Annotated in this window: 12 protein-coding genes; 5 read left to right on the plus strand and 7 right to left on the minus strand. The window is 50.1% G+C overall.

Features of this window, described 5'->3' with window-relative positions; translation table 11 throughout:
* Positions 1-294 precede the first annotated feature (294 nt).
* Positions 295-2442 (plus strand): polyribonucleotide nucleotidyltransferase, encoded by a 2148-nt coding sequence (gene pnp, locus HLG76_RS09085; RefSeq protein ID WP_077461819.1) that lies wholly within the window; start codon positions 295-297, stop codon positions 2440-2442.
* A gap of 68 nt (positions 2443-2510) precedes the next feature.
* Positions 2511-3389: a lipoprotein NlpI gene (gene nlpI, locus HLG76_RS09090; protein ID WP_175993510.1), complete on the plus strand. Its 879-nt coding sequence runs from the start codon at positions 2511-2513 to the stop codon at positions 3387-3389.
* 79 nt (positions 3390-3468) lie between these two features.
* On the opposite strand, the gene HLG76_RS09095 is transcribed toward nlpI, so the two are convergent.
* On the minus strand, positions 3469-5565 hold the full coding sequence (locus HLG76_RS09095) for an EAL domain-containing protein (RefSeq protein ID WP_021023635.1): 2097 nt from the start codon (positions 5563-5565) through the stop codon (positions 3469-3471).
* Between the two features lie 333 nt (positions 5566-5898).
* Here HLG76_RS09095 and HLG76_RS09100 point away from each other — a divergent pair, with 333 nt between their 5' ends.
* From HLG76_RS09100 to rimI, 3 genes are read left to right on the plus strand one after another with little or no spacing between them, the layout of a single operon-like run.
* Positions 5899-6300 carry a hypothetical protein gene (locus HLG76_RS09100; RefSeq protein ID WP_021023634.1) on the plus strand — a complete coding sequence of 134 codons (402 nt, stop codon included), beginning with the start codon at positions 5899-5901 and terminating at the stop codon, positions 6298-6300.
* A gap of 16 nt (positions 6301-6316) precedes the next feature.
* Positions 6317-6709 carry a DNA polymerase III subunit psi gene (locus HLG76_RS09105; protein ID WP_021023633.1) on the plus strand — a complete coding sequence of 131 codons (393 nt, stop codon included), beginning with the start codon at positions 6317-6319 and terminating at the stop codon, positions 6707-6709.
* Complete coding sequence (rimI, locus tag HLG76_RS09110; RefSeq protein WP_175993511.1) at positions 6702-7163, plus strand: ribosomal protein S18-alanine N-acetyltransferase; 462 nt, start codon at positions 6702-6704, stop codon at positions 7161-7163. Before HLG76_RS09105 ends, rimI begins: the two co-directional genes overlap by 8 nt.
* A gap of 2 nt (positions 7164-7165) precedes the next feature.
* Here the strand turns inward: rimI and HLG76_RS09115 are convergent, their stop codons facing one another.
* The 6 genes from HLG76_RS09115 to HLG76_RS09140 all read right to left on the minus strand — a co-directional run.
* Positions 7166-9094, minus strand: a complete 1929-nt coding sequence (locus HLG76_RS09115; protein WP_175993512.1) for an EAL domain-containing protein — start codon at positions 9092-9094, stop codon at positions 7166-7168.
* A 58-nt stretch (positions 9095-9152) separates the two neighbouring features.
* A complete protein-coding gene (locus HLG76_RS09120) occupies positions 9153-9755 on the minus strand; it encodes an OmpA family protein (protein ID WP_077577126.1) in 603 nt (200 codons plus the stop codon).
* Positions 9755-11143, minus strand: coding sequence for a TolC family outer membrane protein (locus HLG76_RS09125; RefSeq protein ID WP_175993513.1), 1389 nt, complete (start codon positions 11141-11143; stop codon positions 9755-9757). The genes HLG76_RS09120 and HLG76_RS09125 overlap by 1 nt, the downstream gene beginning before the upstream one ends.
* A 24-nt stretch (positions 11144-11167) precedes the next feature.
* Positions 11168-12562 (minus strand): HlyD family type I secretion periplasmic adaptor subunit, encoded by a 1395-nt coding sequence (locus HLG76_RS09130; protein WP_175993514.1) that lies wholly within the window; start codon positions 12560-12562, stop codon positions 11168-11170.
* On the minus strand, positions 12559-14724 hold the full coding sequence (locus HLG76_RS09135) for a type I secretion system permease/ATPase (protein ID WP_175993515.1): 2166 nt from the start codon (positions 14722-14724) through the stop codon (positions 12559-12561). The genes HLG76_RS09130 and HLG76_RS09135 overlap by 4 nt, the downstream gene beginning before the upstream one ends.
* 63 nt (positions 14725-14787) lie before the next feature.
* On the minus strand, positions 14788-19123 hold a 4336-nt coding region (locus tag HLG76_RS09140), incomplete at its 5' end, for an Ig-like domain-containing protein (RefSeq protein WP_175993516.1).

Here is a 19123-nt window from a genome sequence, read left to right on the forward strand (position 1 = left end):
CGGTTATCTGCACACGTTAGGGTCAAGTTTGCTTGCCAAATCCATCACAAATGTCGTCAATTGACGGCCCTGTGGTGTCGTTATTAGTGAAGCACGTGTATAATTAGCGCCACTTTCAGCTGTAAAACAGTCAACAACGTCGACCATTAGGTCGCGACTATTGACAGCATACTGCCCATCAAGATCAATCATCCGCGCAGCGTGCTTTCATTAGTCGCGATGGTGAACAGCTGAAAGCCGACAATTAGTGAGATAAATCAAAGGGTTTATCCCTCAGCAACAAGGAAATAATCTGTGAATCCAATCGTAAAAACATTCCAATACGGCAATCATACTGTGACATTGGAAACGGGCGTCATGGCACGCCAAGCCAATGGTGCCGTCATGGTCAGCATGGACGATACCTCGGTATTCGTCTCTGTTGTAGGTAAAAAAGAAGCCGCCGAAGGCCAAAGCTTTTTCCCTCTAACCGTCAACTACCAAGAGCGTACATACGCTGCAGGTAAAATCCCAGGTGGTTTCTTCAAACGTGAAGGCCGTCCATCTGAGTCAGAAACCCTCACCGCACGCTTAATTGACCGCCCAATCCGTCCGCTTTTCCCTGATTCGTTCAAAAACGAAGTACAAGTCATTGCGACGGTTGTGTCTGTTAACCCAGCCGTTAGCCCTGACATTGTCGCCATGCTGGGTACCTCTGCCGCCCTAGCGATTTCAGGCATCCCATTCAACGGCCCGATTGGCTCGGCACGCGTAGGTTATATCAACGACGAGTTGGTTCTTAACCCAAGCCCAGCGCAACTCGACGAAAGTAAGCTGGACCTGGTTGTTGCAGGGACAGAAGGCGCAGTACTGATGGTTGAATCAGAAGCTGATCGCTTGAGCGAAGAGCAAATGCTGCAAGCCGTGATGTTTGGTCACGAGCAACAGCAAACCGCTATCAATGCCATTAAAGAGTTCGCGGCTGAAGTCGGCACGCCTCAGTGGGATTGGAAAGCACCTGAAGTTAACGCTGCCCTACAAACCCGTGTGGCAGAAATGGCACAAGGTCCATTGGCTCAGGCATACCAGATCACTGAAAAAATGGCCCGTTACGAGCAAGTTGGCCAGGTGAAGCAAGACGTGGTTGCCGCTTTGCTAAGTGAAGACGAAAGCCTCAATGAACGTGAAATCCTCGGCATGCTTGGCGACCTAGAAAAAACCGTGGTTCGTGGTCGTATTATCGCCGGCGAACCGCGCATTGATGGCCGTGAAAAAGACATGGTTCGCGCCCTTGATGTCCGTACCGGCGTATTGCCACGTACACACGGCAGTGCCTTGTTTACCCGTGGTGAAACGCAAGCGCTAGTAACGGCGACCTTGGGTACCCAGCGTGATGCGCAAACTATTGACTCGATCATGGGTGAGCGCCAAGAAGGCTTCATGCTGCATTACAACTTCCCTCCATACTGTGTGGGTGAAACTGGATTTGTTGGCTCACCAAAGCGCCGTGAAATTGGCCATGGCCGTCTCGCTAAACGCGGTATCGCTGCGGTGATGCCAAGCCAGGACGATTTCCCGTACACATTGCGTGTGGTATCTGAGATCACCGAATCTAACGGTTCGTCATCCATGGCATCTGTCTGTGGTACATCGCTTGCGCTGATGGATGCCGGTGTACCGGTGAAAAAATCCGTTGCAGGTATTGCCATGGGTCTGGTGAAAGAAGGCGACGAGTTTGTTGTTCTTTCGGACATCTTGGGTGACGAAGATCACCTCGGTGATATGGACTTTAAAGTGGCCGGTACCGACGACGGTGTAACTGCGCTACAAATGGACATTAAAATCGAAGGGATCACCAAAGAGATCATGCAAATCGCCCTGAACCAAGCAAAAGGCGCACGTCTGCACATCTTGGATGTCATGGATCAAGCGATTGGTTCAGCCCGTGATGATATCTCTGAGTTTGCCCCTCGTATCCATACCATGAGCATCAATCCTGATAAGATCCGTGATGTGATTGGTAAAGGCGGCGCGGTGATCCGTCAGCTGACCGAAGAGACAGGCACTACGATCGAAATCGACGACAATGGTACGGTAAAAATTGCTGCTACTGATGGCGACGCGGCAAAAGATGCGATCTCTCGTATCGAAGCGCTTACTGCCGAAGTGGAAGTGGGCCGCATCTATACCGGTAAGGTCCAGCGCATTGTTGATTTCGGTGCGTTCGTCTCTGTGATTGGCGGTAAAGATGGCCTGGTTCACATTTCTCAAATCGCCGATGAGCGTGTTGAGAAAGTGACCGATTATCTTGAAGTTGGCCAAGAAGTGGACGTCAAAGTGCTCGAGGTTGATCGCCAAGGACGCATCCGCCTAAGCATGAAAGAGGCCGCATCTGAAAAAGGCTCAGACAAGCCTTCAGAAGACGCTGCACCTGCGGAGCAAGCGCCAAGTACTGACGCTTAGAGTCATCGAGTTATTCATGATATAAAGGGGGCTGAGGCCCCCTTTTTTTTACACGGAGATGCGCCTTCATGACCGTTTTTTATAAACCACTGACCAATGTGGCGCTGTTATTGCTGATGATGGCGTCATTGTTGCTGACAGGATGTAGCAGTCAGTGGACCTTCCCACCGATGGCCGTTCCCTTGCAGCCAACACTGCAACAGGAAGTCCACTTGGCACGCATCGATCAATTACTCGCACGAAAGGATTTAAGCAACGAGGCACGTGCGCAACTGCATTATGAACGTGGATTAATGCACGACAATCTTGGCATGCGCGACTTAGCACGATTAGATTTCAACCAATCTTTATCTTTAAAGCCTGACCAACCCGATGTATTCAATATTCTCGGTGTCTATTTTACTCAAAATGGCCATTACGATGCGGCTTACGAAGCGTTTGACTCAACGTTAGAGCTTGATGATAGCCATAGTTATGCCGAACGTAACCGCGGTATTGCCCTGTATTATGGCGGGCGCTATCGTCTGGCCTATCAAGACTTACTTAATCACTACCAAGAAGATCGCGACGATCCTTATCGCCTGATTTGGCTTTATTTAGTGGAGCGCGATTGGCAAGGTGAATCCCAAGCTCAACAAGCATTGTTAACCCGCAAAGCAAACGCCGAGACAACCGGCTGGGGCTGGCAACTGATAGACATGTATCTGGGGGTGATCAGCGAGCGCGAGTTGCTTGAACAATTAGCCGCTCAGGGCAAAGATAACCAACAATTAGCAGAGCGCCTGTGTGAAGCGTATTTTTATCTCGCCAAACGCTACCAATATCAAGGCGATAACGATCGCGCTGTCGCGCTTTATAAGCTCGCCATGTCAGGCAATGTCTATCAATTTGTTGAGCATCGTTACGCGCTACTTGAACTCAACCGCCTGGCTTACCGTCAGCCATAGCCCATGCTTGCGACCCATATGCCACACTAAAAAGAGCAAGGTTTTCCTGCTCTTTTTTATTTTCACTGACACATAATCATCACGGGTGGGTGGGCGCTAATAGCTGTGGCGGTTGATTTTGCGGCTTATTTTTATGTAGCAATTGTTCAAACTCTCGCTTCGGCATCGGAGAGTGAAAGTAATAGCCTTGAATGGTGTCGCAATGTAAGTTGGTTAACACCGATGCTTGCTGGCGAGTTTCGACGCCCTCAGCCACCACCGTCATCTCCATCGCTCGCCCAAGGTGGATAATACTTTCCACCAGCGTCACCTGCTTACTGAGCGCATCCATCTCATGGATAAAGGCGCGATCGATTTTGAGCTCATCAAGCGGAAAGCGCGCGAGATAGGACAACGACGAGTACCCTGTCCCGAAATCATCAATCGATAACGCAAACCCTAATGATTTAATCGCATTCAGCATGGTCAGCGCGTGCTCATCATTTCTCATTACCGCGCTTTCGGTAAGTTCAAAGGTAATATCTTCAGGATTGGCGCCGGTTGCTTTTAATAGCTTTTCCATATGTTCAATTAACTTAGGGCTACTAAATTGCTCTGGCGATAAATTGATCGCGACCCGGCCCGGTAATAATCCTTGTTGCCGCCAACGATGAACATTTTGAAACACTTCCCGCATCACATGGCGCCCAAGCGCCTCTATCAAGCCGCAGCGCTCAGCCACAGGGATAAAACGCCCTGGACTGATGTAACCTTCCACTGGATGCTTCCAGCGCACCAAAGCCTCTGCGCCATTGATACGAAAATCACCCGCATTCACTTTGGGCTGATACCAGACTTCTAGGCTTTTGCTTTGCAATGCTTTTTGCAGCTCAATTTCCAGCCACAGACGCATCCGCGCTTCTTTGCTCATACTGTCGTTATACTCAACCACACGGTTTCGGCCTTGCTCTTTCGCCTCATACATTGCCGTGTCGGCATTTTGCAGTAATTGTCTGGCATCTTTGCCGTCTTCAGGGTAGCGCACCATCCCCAGGGAACAGGCCAAATATTTGCTAAAGTAGTGCAGTTCAAAAGGCTGGCTAATCGCGCCAACAACCTTGTCAGCTAACTGCTCGACCATGTCTTCAGTGGCAGGTTTGGGTAGGATCACCGCAAATTCATCGCCCCCCAAATGACCAATAATGGTGTCGGCGGAAAGCAGTGCGCGTAAACGTTGTGCGATATCTTGCAACACCCGATCACCCACGTGGTGGCCTAGCGAGTCATTGATGTTTTTAAAATTATCCACGTCAAGATATAACATGGCTAAAGGCGTCTGCGCACGGATCAGTTTATCCAGTTCACTGCTAAAGCCATAGCGATTATACAATCCTGTCAAGGCATCAATATTGGCCCATTGCGGCTCGCCCACTTTGCTTATTTCATCGTGCTGTGCGGGTTGCAGCCGCTTCACCTCTGTATAAGGCGCGTGTAAGCGCAACATAGTGGCTTGTTTACCTAATACCTGAATCGGCGACTGAGAAAGGCGCACAGACGCACCTTTTTTACTACTCAATGCGTCAATGCACTCGCGATCATTGGCACTCGCTAAGCGCTCTATCACCGAATGGTTTTGATCGGCAAGCGCTAAATAATTCGCCACCGGCTCACCGAGCAAGTCGTCTGCGGATGCCACCCCTAGCAAGGTCGCTGCAGCAGGGTTCGCGGAGAGAATACAACCGTCCTCCACCAGGCAACAGCCATCGTCGATCAACGAACTTAAACGATGATATTTTTCATCCGCTTCTTCCAGCGCACTGGCTAAGATTTGACGCTCCGAGGTGTCAACTGCATGGAAAATAACACAAGGCTGTCCTTGCTCATCCTTATAGTTTTTAAGCGGTGCCACACTGAAATGAAAGCTTGAGCTATGATACTCATCCGCAATCACCACTTCTCCTTCCGCGCCATCCCCGCGTCTTGCTTTCTCATAATGCGGTTTTACCGCTTGATAAAACGCCTCGCCTAGCGTGTCTTTGTCACAAAGCCCCTTCAACGAGACAGAGGAAAGACCCGCCAACTCACAATAGCGCGGGTTAGCGTACACGTAGCGATCGGTACTATCTAGAATGGCAAAAAGGAACGGACTGTTATCGGTTAAGCAGTAAAACCAATCATTTAACGACGATATTGGCATGGGGGCTCACATTGGGTAATCACGCTCGATTATATCATCATCGAGACAAGCGTCTCATATATTAGACACTTTTAACTTCATTGTCAGTAGCACTTTATGAGGCACACGTCATAGGTTCAAGCTTTTCTCACTATATACCGCACATTTATCGGTAAAAAGAGAAAAGGCACTCAAAATCAGTAAAAAAGCGAGAGTATGTTGCCAAATCGCACAATTTGGCGGCTATTTATGCATTTAGCTGCGTAACAATCTGTGCGAGACTCACTGTCACTATTGCACCGGATCGGGAATCGGTTATCCTGACCACAACATTTACTCACCGCTGTATGTCTTATGCTTATTCGCTCAGAAGCGCCCGCCGACTTGGTTAAACTGGATCGTTGGTGGCGCGACGATATCACGCGTCCTTATCAAGCCGACCAACTCAAGCAATGGCGTGAAGCCGGGCTTATTTCTCTGTCGTTGCTCGCGACCAGCGATATGGGAGAGGTACAGGGCCATATTGTGGTGATTGATGCGCAAATGGATAACAACAGCCAAGAAATCGCGTTATGGCACAGTCCAGATCCCGACCTTTTAATGCCACTCTTGGACGAAGCGGAATCCACCCTCTTTGAGTTTGGCTATACCCGGCTTAAAATAATGCCCAGTGCTGAGGCGGCGCGCGCTGAGTTTGCCCCGATACAGACCAACGATACCTGGTGGTATAAGCAATTAGCCGCCGCGACCGCTTAATACGGATGCCAAAACGATGTTAACCGACATTCAACGTTTACAAGCGATGGGCCTAGACGTCTGGCAGTTACGTCATCCAGCCATTTATGACCAAACGCACGAAGTTATTCAGTTACCAGACGCCTGCCAATTATTGCTGGTCTGTGATACGCCGCTCAGTGAAAAAGATGCGTGGTTGTTCGGCAATATACTCAAGAGCATGAAATTGCGTCCCGAGCAGGCGCGTCAATTACCGCATGCAGCGTTGTCGGCACTGGGTGAACATCGCTTAACCTGGTGCTGGTATATTGACACACCGGATGTGATTATTGATGGCGTACGACGTTTAGATTCGATTCCCTTAGCGCAGATGCACGATAACCCAACCGCCAAACGCGATCTGTGGCGGCAGATTTGCCAATATGACTGATTATTATCTTTGTCCGCTGGCGCTCGATGACATCACAGCCATCAGCACCATCGAGCGGCGCGCCCACGGTTCACCCTGGTCAGACACCCAACTGGCGGCACCAACTGGCCGTTTTGACCACGCGTATGGGCTTCATATAATGCAGCCACACGCATTACTGATTGGGTATTTTTACGCGCGCTGTGTCGCCGGGGAGGGAGAATTATTGAACATTGCGATTGAGCCCACCTATCAAGGGCAAGGATGGGGAAGTATTTTACTTGAGGCGATGATCAAACGCCTAAATGAAGCCGGTGCGGAGAGTATCTGGCTCGAGGTACGCGAAAGCAACATCGCGGCGCAAGTCTTGTATCAAAAATATGGCTTTAAGCCCGTCAGCCGCCGAAAACACTATTATGCGTGTGCCGACGGTCGACGAGAAGATGCGTGGGTGATGCAAAAAATAGCCGGTTGAAACTAAGGCTGCTCACCACTATCTAACCTGATCGGTGGCAGAATATAGCCTTGATAGCCCTGACAACCTAACTGATGAAAATACTGATGCTGCTCTGATTGTTCAATCCCAGTGGCAATGACAGTGATCTCTCGTCCCAGCGCAATATTGACTAGCATGCGAATGAATACATCATCCACATCGCTCGACTGCTGACCAAACCCGAGATCCAATTTGACATAATCAGGCTCGATATTTTTGATGTAGTCGACGTTATTCATATTACGGCCAAAGTGATCAACCCCAACGGCAAAGCCTTGACCACGGATTAAACGAAACAATGCCTTGCAAGCTTCAGGATCAGCATGCACCGCTTTTTCTGACACTTCAAACGCCAGTTTATCGGCGAGATAGGTTTTGAGTAAAAAGTGACTTAACCAATCATAGAATGTTTGGCTTTGGACACTTTCGATGGTGATATTGATCGCGAGCTTGTCACTGTGAGGATTTTTATTAAGGTAATCACTCACCCTATTTAGCACGTGAATATCAAACTCTTCGCCTAATGCATACATCTCAATACGGTTGAGCAACTGACCCGCAGATAGCCAGCTATCGTCCACCCAAAGGTGTGCGTACACCTCTTGATGCCAATTATATTGATTATCACGATGACGAACCGGTTGGGCATAAAGCGCTAATGGATTTTTGTGCAACGCATCAAGCAAAACATGCCGCCATTGCTCTCGGGTCCGGCTATCAACTTGTTCATCCGTTGGCCAAAAGTAAACCTCGTTTTGGCGCTTCGCGTGTTGTAATGCATTATCCGCTTTCGCCATCAGGCTCACCGTCTCGTCGGTACGCGTTTGCGCAATACCTAAGTGAAAGCCTTGATTGACCGGTAGCGAGATATTCTCTAGCTCTTGATTGATCACCCGTAATAACTGGCGTAAGTAACGCCGTAATGCTTTCTCTTCATCGGTAACCAGTAAGATCGCGATTTCATTATGACTCAACCTTGCCACGACTTGATGCGTGCTGGCTAAGCTCTCCTGCGTTAACGCTTCTCCTAGTAATCGCCAACATTGATCCCGGTATTGATATCCATAGCGAGCGCGTAAACGTGATAACCAATCCGCCTCTAACAGAATTAAGCTGCAACCGACTTCATCGTTGCTAAAGCTTTGCAGCTGGTGCTGAAAATAGCCACGGTTCGGTAAGCGTGATACCGGATCAACCATGAGTTTATCGCGCAAGCGTGCCAATTCGTCTTGTTGTGATTGCTGCATCCGTGCGACTTGTTGCCCGGCAAGATTAAAGGCGTTTTGCAGTGCCGATAAATCACTCACACTGGTTGACACTTGTGTCGGATGAAAATCACCATGTCCTAACGACGTCAGTCGCTGACTGAGCTCCCCCAGAGGGACGGTAACACGACGGAACATAAAAGACGCGGCGACAATAACGGCCACACCCGCAGCCAATAACCAACCGACTAATCGCATCAGTCGTTGCCATAACTCAGCAATATCTTGATGAGGATCGAACGTCATGGTTAGCTTCGCTAACTGTGTCCAGCCGTTGCTCACCGAGACGGAGGTTGTGTTCACCGTTAAGCCCGTCGCTGTCGCGAACCAATTCGGCACATGCATTGCCGGACGGTCAGATTCCCATACTTGACGTTCCCCAGATAGCATGGGCTCTATCGTGATCTGACTCACTTGGGGCATACTGATAAACTGGGAAGCTAACTGCGTGAGTCGTTGTCCATCACTTTGTTCAAGTACCGCGGGCAGCGCTTCAGCCAGCGTCTTGCTGAGTAAGTTTGATTGTTGTTGCTGCTGTTGTTTGCGTTGCTCCGCGCCCAACTGAAATACCACTGCCGTGGTCACCAATACAGTGACCACAGTGGCGGCGACAACAAACGAAAGCACACGTTGATGCAGTGTCATTGCGCGCCTCGCCAGCCGATACGTGAAATGACTATCGAAGTGACCATTGGCGTAGCCGCTAATCTGATTCCGATGAATAAATAGTCCATCGTTTCTCCGTTATGCCGTGTTCGCCAGAAACAGTCGCGACCACTCGGCGATTTGTTTCATTGGCTCGGTCTGTCTCAGCATCGATTAATGGGCGTGTCTCACCGAAGCCTTGCGCGCTAACACGACTGCGGTCAAGGTAAAACTGATTAACGAGCACGTCCGCAATCGCCTCTGCGCGTCGCTGTGACAACGCTAAATTGTAGCTCGCCGCACCCACTTTACTGGCATGACCTTCAATGAGTACCGACGCCTTAGGATAACGGCGCATAAATTCGGCAAGATCACGGATATCACCATACTGACTCTCACGAACCTGGGCCGAATCCGTAGCAAATTGGACATTCAGCTCGAACGATGCGGTTTCTATTCGCTCTTGCGGGCATCCTTCATTATTGACCCGAGCTTGTTCAAGCGTCGCGTTACACTGATCGCGCGCGGCAATTACACCATCTTTGTCTTGATCGGTGAGGTCACGGCTTTGTATGATCTTCGTTTCCATGGGATCAACCGACTGTGGCGCACAGCCACTGATCATGAGCCCGGTAAAAAGAAGTAAACTCAACTGCTTCATTATTCACTCCCCTCACTGTACAGCGATGCCGTGTCCCAGCTTGCAGGCGTATCGATTCTTAGTGAGGCCAGTAATTGCCCAGTAGCGTTTAATATTCGATATTGTGCATACCGCTCATCGGCTTCTTTACTTAGGTATTCACGGCGTGTTTCAAACAACTCATTTTGCGAGTCCAATACATCCAAAAGCGTCCGCGCATTAAGGCGAAACTCTTCGCGATAGGCATCTCGGGTATCGGTAGCGGCTTCGACATGTTGGCGCATAAAGTCACGCTGCTGTTCAAGATAGGTTCGCGCGTTCCAGGCTAAAGTGGCCCCTTCAATCACTTGGCGATGGGTCATCTCATTAACTTCTCGCGCCTCGATGGTTTGATAAGCCGTTTGTCGCTCTCGGGCGCGATCGGCACCACCATTAAATAAGTTGTAGCGCATGCGTACCATGGCTTGGATATTATTATTCTCGCCACCGACATCTGGCGGACCCGCACCGTCTTCGCCACCAATGTTTTCGTTCCAATTAGCATCGACTTCTACGTTGATGGTCGGTAAATACGCAGCACGAGAGCCATCACGGGCTGCATTTGCCGCCGCAATATCTGCTTGTGCAGATTGCAAACGCGGATGGTTGTCTAACGCCATATCCAAGGTAGTATCCAGCGACTGAGGCAGCATCGCGGCATCGGGGCTGGGTAAGTGTAAATCCTCAGGTGCGATACCGACGACCTTCATAAAAGCACTACGTGCATCGGCGAGGTTATTGCGCGCCGACATTAAGTTTGCGTTCGCACGGGCTAAGCGTCCTGTCACCTGAGACAAGTCGCTGGCTTTGGCAAATCCACCTTGATTGCTTTCTTCAATCGCATCGTAGATTTCCTGGTGGTTATCTAGGTTTTTTTCTGCCAGGATCACAATTTCTTCAGCTACGAGCACATCCAGATAAATGCGTGACACTTCCAACGCTTTATCTTCTGCGGTGGCAATCAAGCCCCACTGCTCAGCCGTGGCCTCGTTTTGTGTCCGCGCCACTTCATGTTGGGTACGAAAGCCATCAAAAAGCATTTGGCGTAATGATAACCCAAGCTCACGACGAGTTAGGTCTACTTCATCATCCGTGCTGGTATCACGGCGAGTGCCTGGTGAGTCCGTCCATTCCTGCCCCACACCAGCGGTCGCATCCAGTGTGGGATAATAACCGGCTTTAGCTTGGTCTATAGATTGCTCACGCGCTTTATAGCGCGCAAAGGCTTCACGTATTTGTGGATGAGACTCGAGTGAGCGAGCCACCGCTTGCTCCAATGTTTGCGATATTGCAACGGGTGAAATCAAGCTCATGGCTAGCGCGATAGCCGTTATGCACGTTTTATGACACAGATGCGAAAGGGTCGGCATCTTGTTTCTCCTTGTTGTAATTATTTAGCGCTCGCGTAGTGCGTTTTCTTTTGCCCGTAAAATAGGATTGAGAAGATAATCCAACACCGTGCGCTTGCCGGTAATAATATCAACCGAGGTCAGCATGCCAGGAATAATCGGCATCGGCGTGCCATCATCCCGCGTTAAGTGCGATGCCTCGGTCCTGATTCGCACGAGGTAAAAGCTATTCCCTTCTTCATCCTGTGTGGTATCGGCACTAATGTGCTCCACTTTACCGTCTAGCCCGCCATAGCGGGTAAAGTCATACGCGGTGACTTTTACAACGGCCGGTAACCCAGGATGTAAAAATGCAATGTCTTTGGGCAAAATTTTCACTTGTACGAGCAGCTGATCTTCAGTGGGTACAATTTCTATCACATCTTCCCCGGGGCCCACGACACCACCCAATGTGTTGATGTGCACCGTTTTCACCGTGCCATCGACAGGCGAAGTAATGACGGCTTTGTTCACTTTATCTTGTGCCCCGACGGTCGCCTCTGTGAGTCGAGACAGCCGTGCCTCTTTTTCACTCAGCTTGGCCCGTGTCTCACCAATAAACTGCAAAGCAGCCTCACGGCGTTTTAAGATAGATTCATCTAACGCTGCTTTAATTTTAGGCCGCGACAGTCTTAAGTTGGTCAGCTCACCCTGCATATCATTGATCTGTCTTTCCAGTTTGAGAAGCTCCACTTCTGAGACAATCTTCTTTTTTACCAAAGGACGTGTGATATTGATCTCACGATCCATAATCGATAACGAGTTAGTTAGCGTTTTTATCTTGGACGCCACTTCTTCCAACGCTTGGCGTTTCTGAACGATTTGTTGTCCCTGAATATCCAGTTGATTGCGCAGACTGTCCAGTCGGCTCCGATATTCTGACTTTTGCCGTGCAATTAACTGGGGTTTACGGCTGGTGAGTGAATCAGGAAAACTGATGGGACGCGGCACAATCTCAATCTGTTGCTGCCATGGCTGGCTAGGTGGCTGCAGAATGACACTATCAAGTTCACTGTACATGCGCGTGACCGAAGCCCGCAAACTGTCAATTTCTTGCTCTTGCTGAGCCAGATCGGAACGAAAGCGGGTGGCATCAATACGCGCGAGAGGCATTCCTTTTTCAACCAATTGCCCTTCATCAACATACATCGCCTGCAAAATGCCACCATCTAGGCTTTGGATCAGCTGGACATGAGAAGGAGGAATGACTTTACCACTGCCCCGAGTGACCCGGTCCAGCTCCGCCACCGCGGCCCATAGAATAAAGCTTGCAATCAGCAGCAAGGCAACCCAAACCACCGCACGGTACTTGAGCGGGGTATCTGTCATCATCGCGCCATAAACATCGTCAATCATGTCGAGATCAGCGGGTTGGCTGGCCTTTTTAACGACCTTGCTCATGACGCATTTCCTTTGTTGAGCTTACTGAGGACTTTGTCGCGCGGGCCATCCATCACAATGCGTCCTTTGTCCATCACAATCACCCGCTGCGCGAGGTTGAGCAGTGACATGTTATGGGTCACCATCACCAGTGTTCGTGATTTGGCTGCGACTTCCATCGCTTTAATAAATTGGTTTTCAGCGTGTGCGTCTAAACTGGCCGTCGGTTCATCCATCACCAGCACAGGCGGCTCATTAAGCAACGCCCGTGCTAAAGACACCGCCTGCCTCTGACCGCGAGAAAGGCGTTCGCCACGCTCTCCCACCTGTTTATCTAGGCCTTCGTGGTCTTGCGCGGTAAACAAACTCACGCCTGACAGCTGCACGGCGCGCATCAGCTGGTGCTCAGTGACTTGGCGCGTACCAAACATAATGTTTTCGCGAATAGTGCCATGAAACAGCGTCACATCTTGTGCCAAATAGCCCACGTTGCGACGCAAATCTGAAGGATGGATTTGACGGCTATCGACGCCATCAAACCGTAAACTGCCTTGGTTGGGCTGAAAAAGGCCGGCTAATAGTTTGAGTAACGTGGTTTTACCCGAGCCATTTTTACCTAAGATAGCGATCACTTCACCCGGCTGAACGCGAAAATTCAATGGATAAAGCGCCGGTTTTTCCGTCTCTGGATAATTAAAGGCCAAGTTATCGGCACTGAGTTCACCTTTAAGGCGTTTACGACTGACAAGGTGCCCTTTATCAGCAAACTCATCCTCTTGCTCCATCATCGCATTCAGTTGGCGCAGCGAGGTGCTGGTTTGATTCCAACGGTTGAGCAAACTCGCCATTTGCGCCATGGGTGACACCGCTCGGCTGGAAAGCATCACTGCGGCGATGATCCCCCCCATGGAGATATCGCCGTCCGCCACCCGATACACCCCCAGGATCACCACGGCGATCGCCATCATCTGGGTGATGAAAGTGGCAATGTAAGAAACGTTGTTGGTGATTTGTTTGACTTTAAAGTTCCAATTCGCCGTGTGCGCGGTCATTTGCTGCCAACTGCGCTGCACGATGCCTTCGGCGCCATTGGCTTTGATGCCTTCCAACGCCGATAAACTTTCAATGAGATGGCCATGGCGCTCAGACGCGTATTTATTACTCTCTTCAATCGCTGAGCGCAATTTGGGCTGGACCGAGATGGTGTAGCCCAAGATCAGTAACCCAGCCACGACCGGCACCATGGCCAGATCGCCCGCGACTAGATAAATAATCGTGATAAAGAAAACCGCAAACGGCAAATCAACCAAGGTGGTGATAGTCGCCGAGGTGAGCATGTCTCGCACAGAGTCGAATTCACCCAACTGTTTGGCCGTGGCCCCCACACTGCCGCCACGATTGGCCAGCGGCGTACCCATCAGCCGTGCAAACAGTCGAGACGAAACAATAATATCGACTTTCTTCCCGGCCATATCAATCATGTAGGAGCGCAACTTGCGCATGATAAAGTCAAAGCAGTAGGCCAAGGTGGCGCCGCTAGCTAACACCCACAAGGATTCAAACGCCAAATTAGGAACGATCTTGTCATAGACGTTCATTACGAACAGCGGCGACACTAAAGCAAAGAGGTTCACCAACACCGAGGCGAGCAACGCATCGCGATAAATAGGCGCAGCGTCTTTGACCGTTTGCCAAAACCAGTGGATTTTATTGTCGTGCAGGTGTAAATCGACCGACTGATCACCGCGGTACTGGCGCTTAATAAAAAAGCAATACCCGACATACATCGCCTCAAGGGCTTCAAGCTGCATGGTTTGCTCGCCGCCATTTTCGGGCAACTGAATCAGGGCAGTGCCTGCCTCATTATCAATTTCACGCAGCACACAGGCTTTTTGATCTGCTAACAGTAACACGCAAGGGAGCAATAACGGCCCTAAGTTATCCAGGTTGCGACGTGACAAGCGTGCGGCCAAACCGGCGCGCCCTGCCGCTTGTGGAAACATATCGGGCGTGAGTAGCGCATTGGTCATCGGCAAGCCCGCAACTAACGCATCCCCCGAGCAGGGGGTGCCATAGTGTTCGGTCAGCAATACCAAACAATCTAGCAAGGGATCGTCGGTGGGCTGTTCGCCCGCTGCGATTCGCCACTGCACCGATTGATTATTATTTGAAGGGTCAGTCACTTACGTCTCTCTTTTGACCGAAAAATAGCAGGCAGCGACATCATAGCCGCTGCCTGAGGGTGATTACCAGTCTGCCGTATCGACTTTGATCTCTAAATCTGGATTATTCCCCATTGAAAGGTCGGCATTATCATCACCTTTTGTGAGTCTTAGCTCTCCTTCCTCACCATTAATCAAGGTGTTGATCACCACTTCTTGCTGACCACCGCTGCTGGTAACAATATTGAGGCTTTCAATATCAATGAACTGATCCATTTGGCTATCACCATCGGCATCAAGGCCAATGGTCAAGGTGCCCTCAGCCTCACCACTTTCAGCGGTTTGCCATGAAATCGACACTTGCCCGTCTTTGATGAGCTGGGTTAAATCCTCGACAAACGAAAGGGTGTCTTGCGTGTCACCTTGGTTATCAAAATCGACAATAACATCGGTTTCCGTCCCATCGCCATCGGCAGACGATGGCATATCATCCAACGACCACTGGAATTTATCGCTACCGGTACCGCCGATTAATGTGTCTTCACCTCGCCCACCAATGAGGGTGTCATCACCGCCTTGGCCGTAGAGGATATCATTACCCTCTCCACCCTCTAGGGTATCGTCGCCGCCGCGGGTATCACTCTCGACATTAAACAACGCGTGGTTATCTTTAATGTACTGGTACAGCTCGATATCGGATGGCTCATGACCCTGCGACGCTTCAAGGAAGACTTTCAGCCCCTCAAGTCCAGCGCCATCGGGTAGGTCAGCAGGTCTTTCTGGATTTCCGTCAATCCCCCACGGTAAGTTGTCGGTATTCACCGAATCACCAAAGAGCACATCATCGCCCTCATTTCCAGTGACTTGGTCACTCCCCATACCGGCAATATGACGAATAGTTTCTCCGCCTTGCAGCGCAACATCTAGTTCGTCGCCAGAGTGAACGATATCAACGCCAGAGAATACAACATTGCTAATCGTCGCATAGGACTCGCCCAGCTCATTTTCGTCGATATACTCGACCCGTAGTTGGTAGTCACCTGGTTCTACATCGATCCTAACCGTCTCTTGGGTGCTATCAACTACCCCAGATTGTTCCCACTCTCCTGTGTCACGATTGAGGATATCCCATTTGAGTGACCCTTTCGCTCCACTCAAAGGCCATGAGTATGAATCAATATCAACATCAAACGTAATAGTGCTGTTTTGCGTTGCCGAAAAAACGTTGCTGTCCCAGTAAGGATTACCTTTAGCTCCCCAGTTATCATCATCGACCAGCTTTAACCGATCGTCGGATAAATTATAAACTTCGTCTCCTCTACCACCTGACCAGGTTCCATTTAAACCATCGCTAAAGTCAAATATCACTTTTTCCGGCTCAGCCAATGTATTATCAAACTGCTCTAAAGTTGTCGCCGAGATCCCATCGCCAATACCAATGGCATTCACGCTAGCCAAGTTGGCGAGTTTCTCAAATGCCGCTGCGTTGTTTGACGAATAGCTATTGGGTTCACCATCAGTCAGGAAGAAGGCGAGGTTTTCAGTATTAGCCTGGCTGACACTTTCAAACCATCCAGACGCTTCTTTAAAGCCTTCATCATAATAGGTGTTACCCTCAGCCGACATTTGCGCAATTTGCGCCTTTAATTCATCAACACTGTCGGATTCTAAATTAAAACTGTTACCCGTCGCCTCACTGTTAAACGCAACGAGGTTCACATTGACCGGACCATCATGGTTCGCTAATAAATCGACTAATTTCGTCAGTGACTCTTTTACTACATCAAGGCGGCTCGGCTCGCTGTAACCACTGCCTGTGATCGATTCATCCATACTCCCTGAGCGGTCGATAATCAACGCAATGTTATAAGCTTGTCCTGGCACCGTTTCAATGGTGAAGCCACCGGTATCTCCCATCACGACATCATCGCCAGAGCCACCACTCACTTGGTTATCAGCATTCGGAGAGGATGCCGGCAAGCTCGTCATACCCGGCTGTGCGGTTGCGTATTCAGGTAAATCGACAGGGGCATCGTTTTCATCGACTTCAGTCGCACCAACCGTCACCGATAAGTCAGGAGCACTTCCCTCTGGTAATTCAAGCGTGACCGAGAAACCAGCGTCTGAGCCAGAATTTGGCTGCAGTGCATCAATCGGCACTTGCCAATCACCTGAATCGAGCTGCTCGCCTCCTGGTACACTGCCTCCTTCAGGCATTCCCGATATAATTACTGATGTGATTTGCTCAGAGCCGTCGTTGTCGTTTAACGTCACATCAACATCAAGCTGGACAATATCCGCGACTTTGGTCAGCTCGCCGTTATCATAGCTGTATTTACCATCAGCGAAGTAAATCGTTTCAATTTGATGAAGATCGTGTCTTGCACCGTTATGTAAATCGTTACTTAGGAAGAGATTATGTGATGTTTGCTGAACAACCGTATAATCAGCAAAGTTACCTTGGAGGTATACAGTATCGTGGCCATTATTCCCAGTATAGGTTGTTGCTGCGCCAGCGTTACGTGACACCATGACATCATCACCGCGATTGGCGACAAGGTGGTATGAACCATCTGATGTGCCCCCAATTATCAGATCGTTACCATCTTGCGTTGAAACATGGCTGACCGGATTGTTATCACTGATAACCACAATGTCATCATACTCATCGGATGGCTCCCCTTCATGTTCCTCTGCATATTCTATTAGTGCGTCGGCTGGGTGACTATCAGCTGAGGGCTCGGACAGCGAAGCAGACACCGACAAACCGTTCGAGATCGGCAACACAGACAGTGGGATACTCTCTGTAGCGGTTGCTGTGTCATTATTTCCAGTCTCTGTGCTGGTTGCCGTCACTTGCAGGTTGACCTCGCCTTCATATTGCTCAGGCACCGATATAGAAAGGTTAGACAAGTCCCACCCCTCCAGAGAGATAGAGCCACTTTCGATAATCACTTCCTGATTACCATCGGACAGTGTCGATCCTTCAGGAATATTACCTAACGCGAGGCTCAGCGTCTCAGAGTTATCTTGATCTACCAAGCTAGCATTGATTGGTGGTAATTTAATCGGCTGGCCAGCATGCCCTTCACCAGGTTCATTAATGGTGTAATAACCGCCTTTTTCATCGCCGTCGTAGTCCTTAACGCTTAAACCACCGTCTTCTAGTGCATCGACATTGGGCGCGAGATTAAAATTGCTGGTATTTAAGTCAACGGCATCATCACCGTCTACGGCGACTTCAATATCGAACCCACCCGGGCCACTTTGGTTATGGGTATAAACGTCTAACGAATAATAGCCACTTTCTGATGGCGTAAATTCGCCGCTGAATTGGCCGCTTTCACTTACACCGCCTGGAGAGGTACCTTGACTGCCATATCGCCCTTCGGCAATCACTTGACCACCGATAACAATCGCTGCACTGTCATCCGCATACCCGCCAAAGCTGTAGCTTTTACCTGCCTCTAAATAGATTAAGCCTGAAGTCAGCATCGCCTGACCACCGTCTAAACCTGAGCCGGTATCAACGGAGACATCTTCGGTTGTCGATTCAGTGTCTGGTTCAGTGGAGCCATTCACCGCATTGATGAGCGTCTCGGCATCAACACCTTGACCTGCACCATTTGGGCTACCGACATCAACCGAATTCCAAGTTGATGCGTTAAGAGATGTGGAAACAAAATCCAACTCAAGCGTGCCCAGTGATAACTCAGGCGCATCAGCCACAGGTGTCACACTGATATCGAGTGTCGCTTCCGCGGTATCGCCATATTCATCTTGAACGATGTAGGTGATAGCTGGTACGTCACCACTCCAATGCTCTACCGGCGTGAATGTATAATCACCATCTCCGCCAATCGTAATTTCACCGACATCAGCGATCGTGGCTGAGTCACCAGCGGCGTGGGTTTCGCCGTTAATGGTGAAGGTGGTGACGGTGAGCGAGTCACCATCGGTATCGGTTGCATTACCGTCGTTTAGCACATTACCCGTTAATTCGACATCTTCATCTGTCGAAATAATTACGTTGTCTGACTCAGGCGCGGAGTTAACCGTGTGCGTGGAGGTCGCGGTGCTGTCTACCGTATTGCCCGCGTCATCCGACGAGCTCACGACCACCTCGAACTCGGTGTCCGCCGCCAGGTCGCTGCCGGCCACGTCCACGCTCCACTCGCCGTTTTCATCCACGGTGGTGGTGTAGTCTTCGCCGTTGATGGTCATCGCAACGGTATCGCCTTCGGCGATGTCGCCGCCGCTCGCGCTGCCGGTGACCGTGATGGTCTCGCCCGCTTCTTGCGCGTTGATCACGTCATCGCTGGTGATGTTGTTCACGCTGACCGTGCCGGCATCCGCGGTTTGGTCAACCGTGTGCGTGGAGGTCGCGGTGCTGTCTACCGTATTGCCCGCGTCATCCGAC

Source organism: Salinivibrio sp. EAGSL, assembly GCF_013366455.1.
In the GTDB taxonomy this organism is placed as follows: Bacteria; Pseudomonadota; Gammaproteobacteria; order Enterobacterales; family Vibrionaceae; genus Salinivibrio; species Salinivibrio costicola.

Bases quoted from the DNA above. Each gene is read 5' to 3' on its own strand.
- nlpI (WP_175993510.1), top strand. From the start codon at position 2,511: ATGACCGTTTTTTATAAACCACTGACCAATGTGGCGCTGTTATTGCTG.
- HLG76_RS09095 (WP_021023635.1), bottom strand. From the start codon at position 5,565: ATGCCAATATCGTCGTTAAATGATTGGTTTTACTGCTTAACCGATAAC.
- HLG76_RS09100 (WP_021023634.1), top strand. From the start codon at position 5,899: ATGCTTATTCGCTCAGAAGCGCCCGCCGACTTGGTTAAACTGGATCGT.
- HLG76_RS09105 (WP_021023633.1), top strand. From the start codon at position 6,317: ATGTTAACCGACATTCAACGTTTACAAGCGATGGGCCTAGACGTCTGG.
- rimI (WP_175993511.1), top strand. From the start codon at position 6,702: ATGACTGATTATTATCTTTGTCCGCTGGCGCTCGATGACATCACAGCC.
- HLG76_RS09115 (WP_175993512.1), bottom strand. From the start codon at position 9,094: ATGACACTGCATCAACGTGTGCTTTCGTTTGTTGTCGCCGCCACTGTG.
- HLG76_RS09120 (WP_077577126.1), bottom strand. From the start codon at position 9,755: ATGAAGCAGTTGAGTTTACTTCTTTTTACCGGGCTCATGATCAGTGGC.
- HLG76_RS09125 (WP_175993513.1), bottom strand. From the start codon at position 11,143: ATGCCGACCCTTTCGCATCTGTGTCATAAAACGTGCATAACGGCTATC.
- HLG76_RS09130 (WP_175993514.1), bottom strand. From the start codon at position 12,562: ATGAGCAAGGTCGTTAAAAAGGCCAGCCAACCCGCTGATCTCGACATG.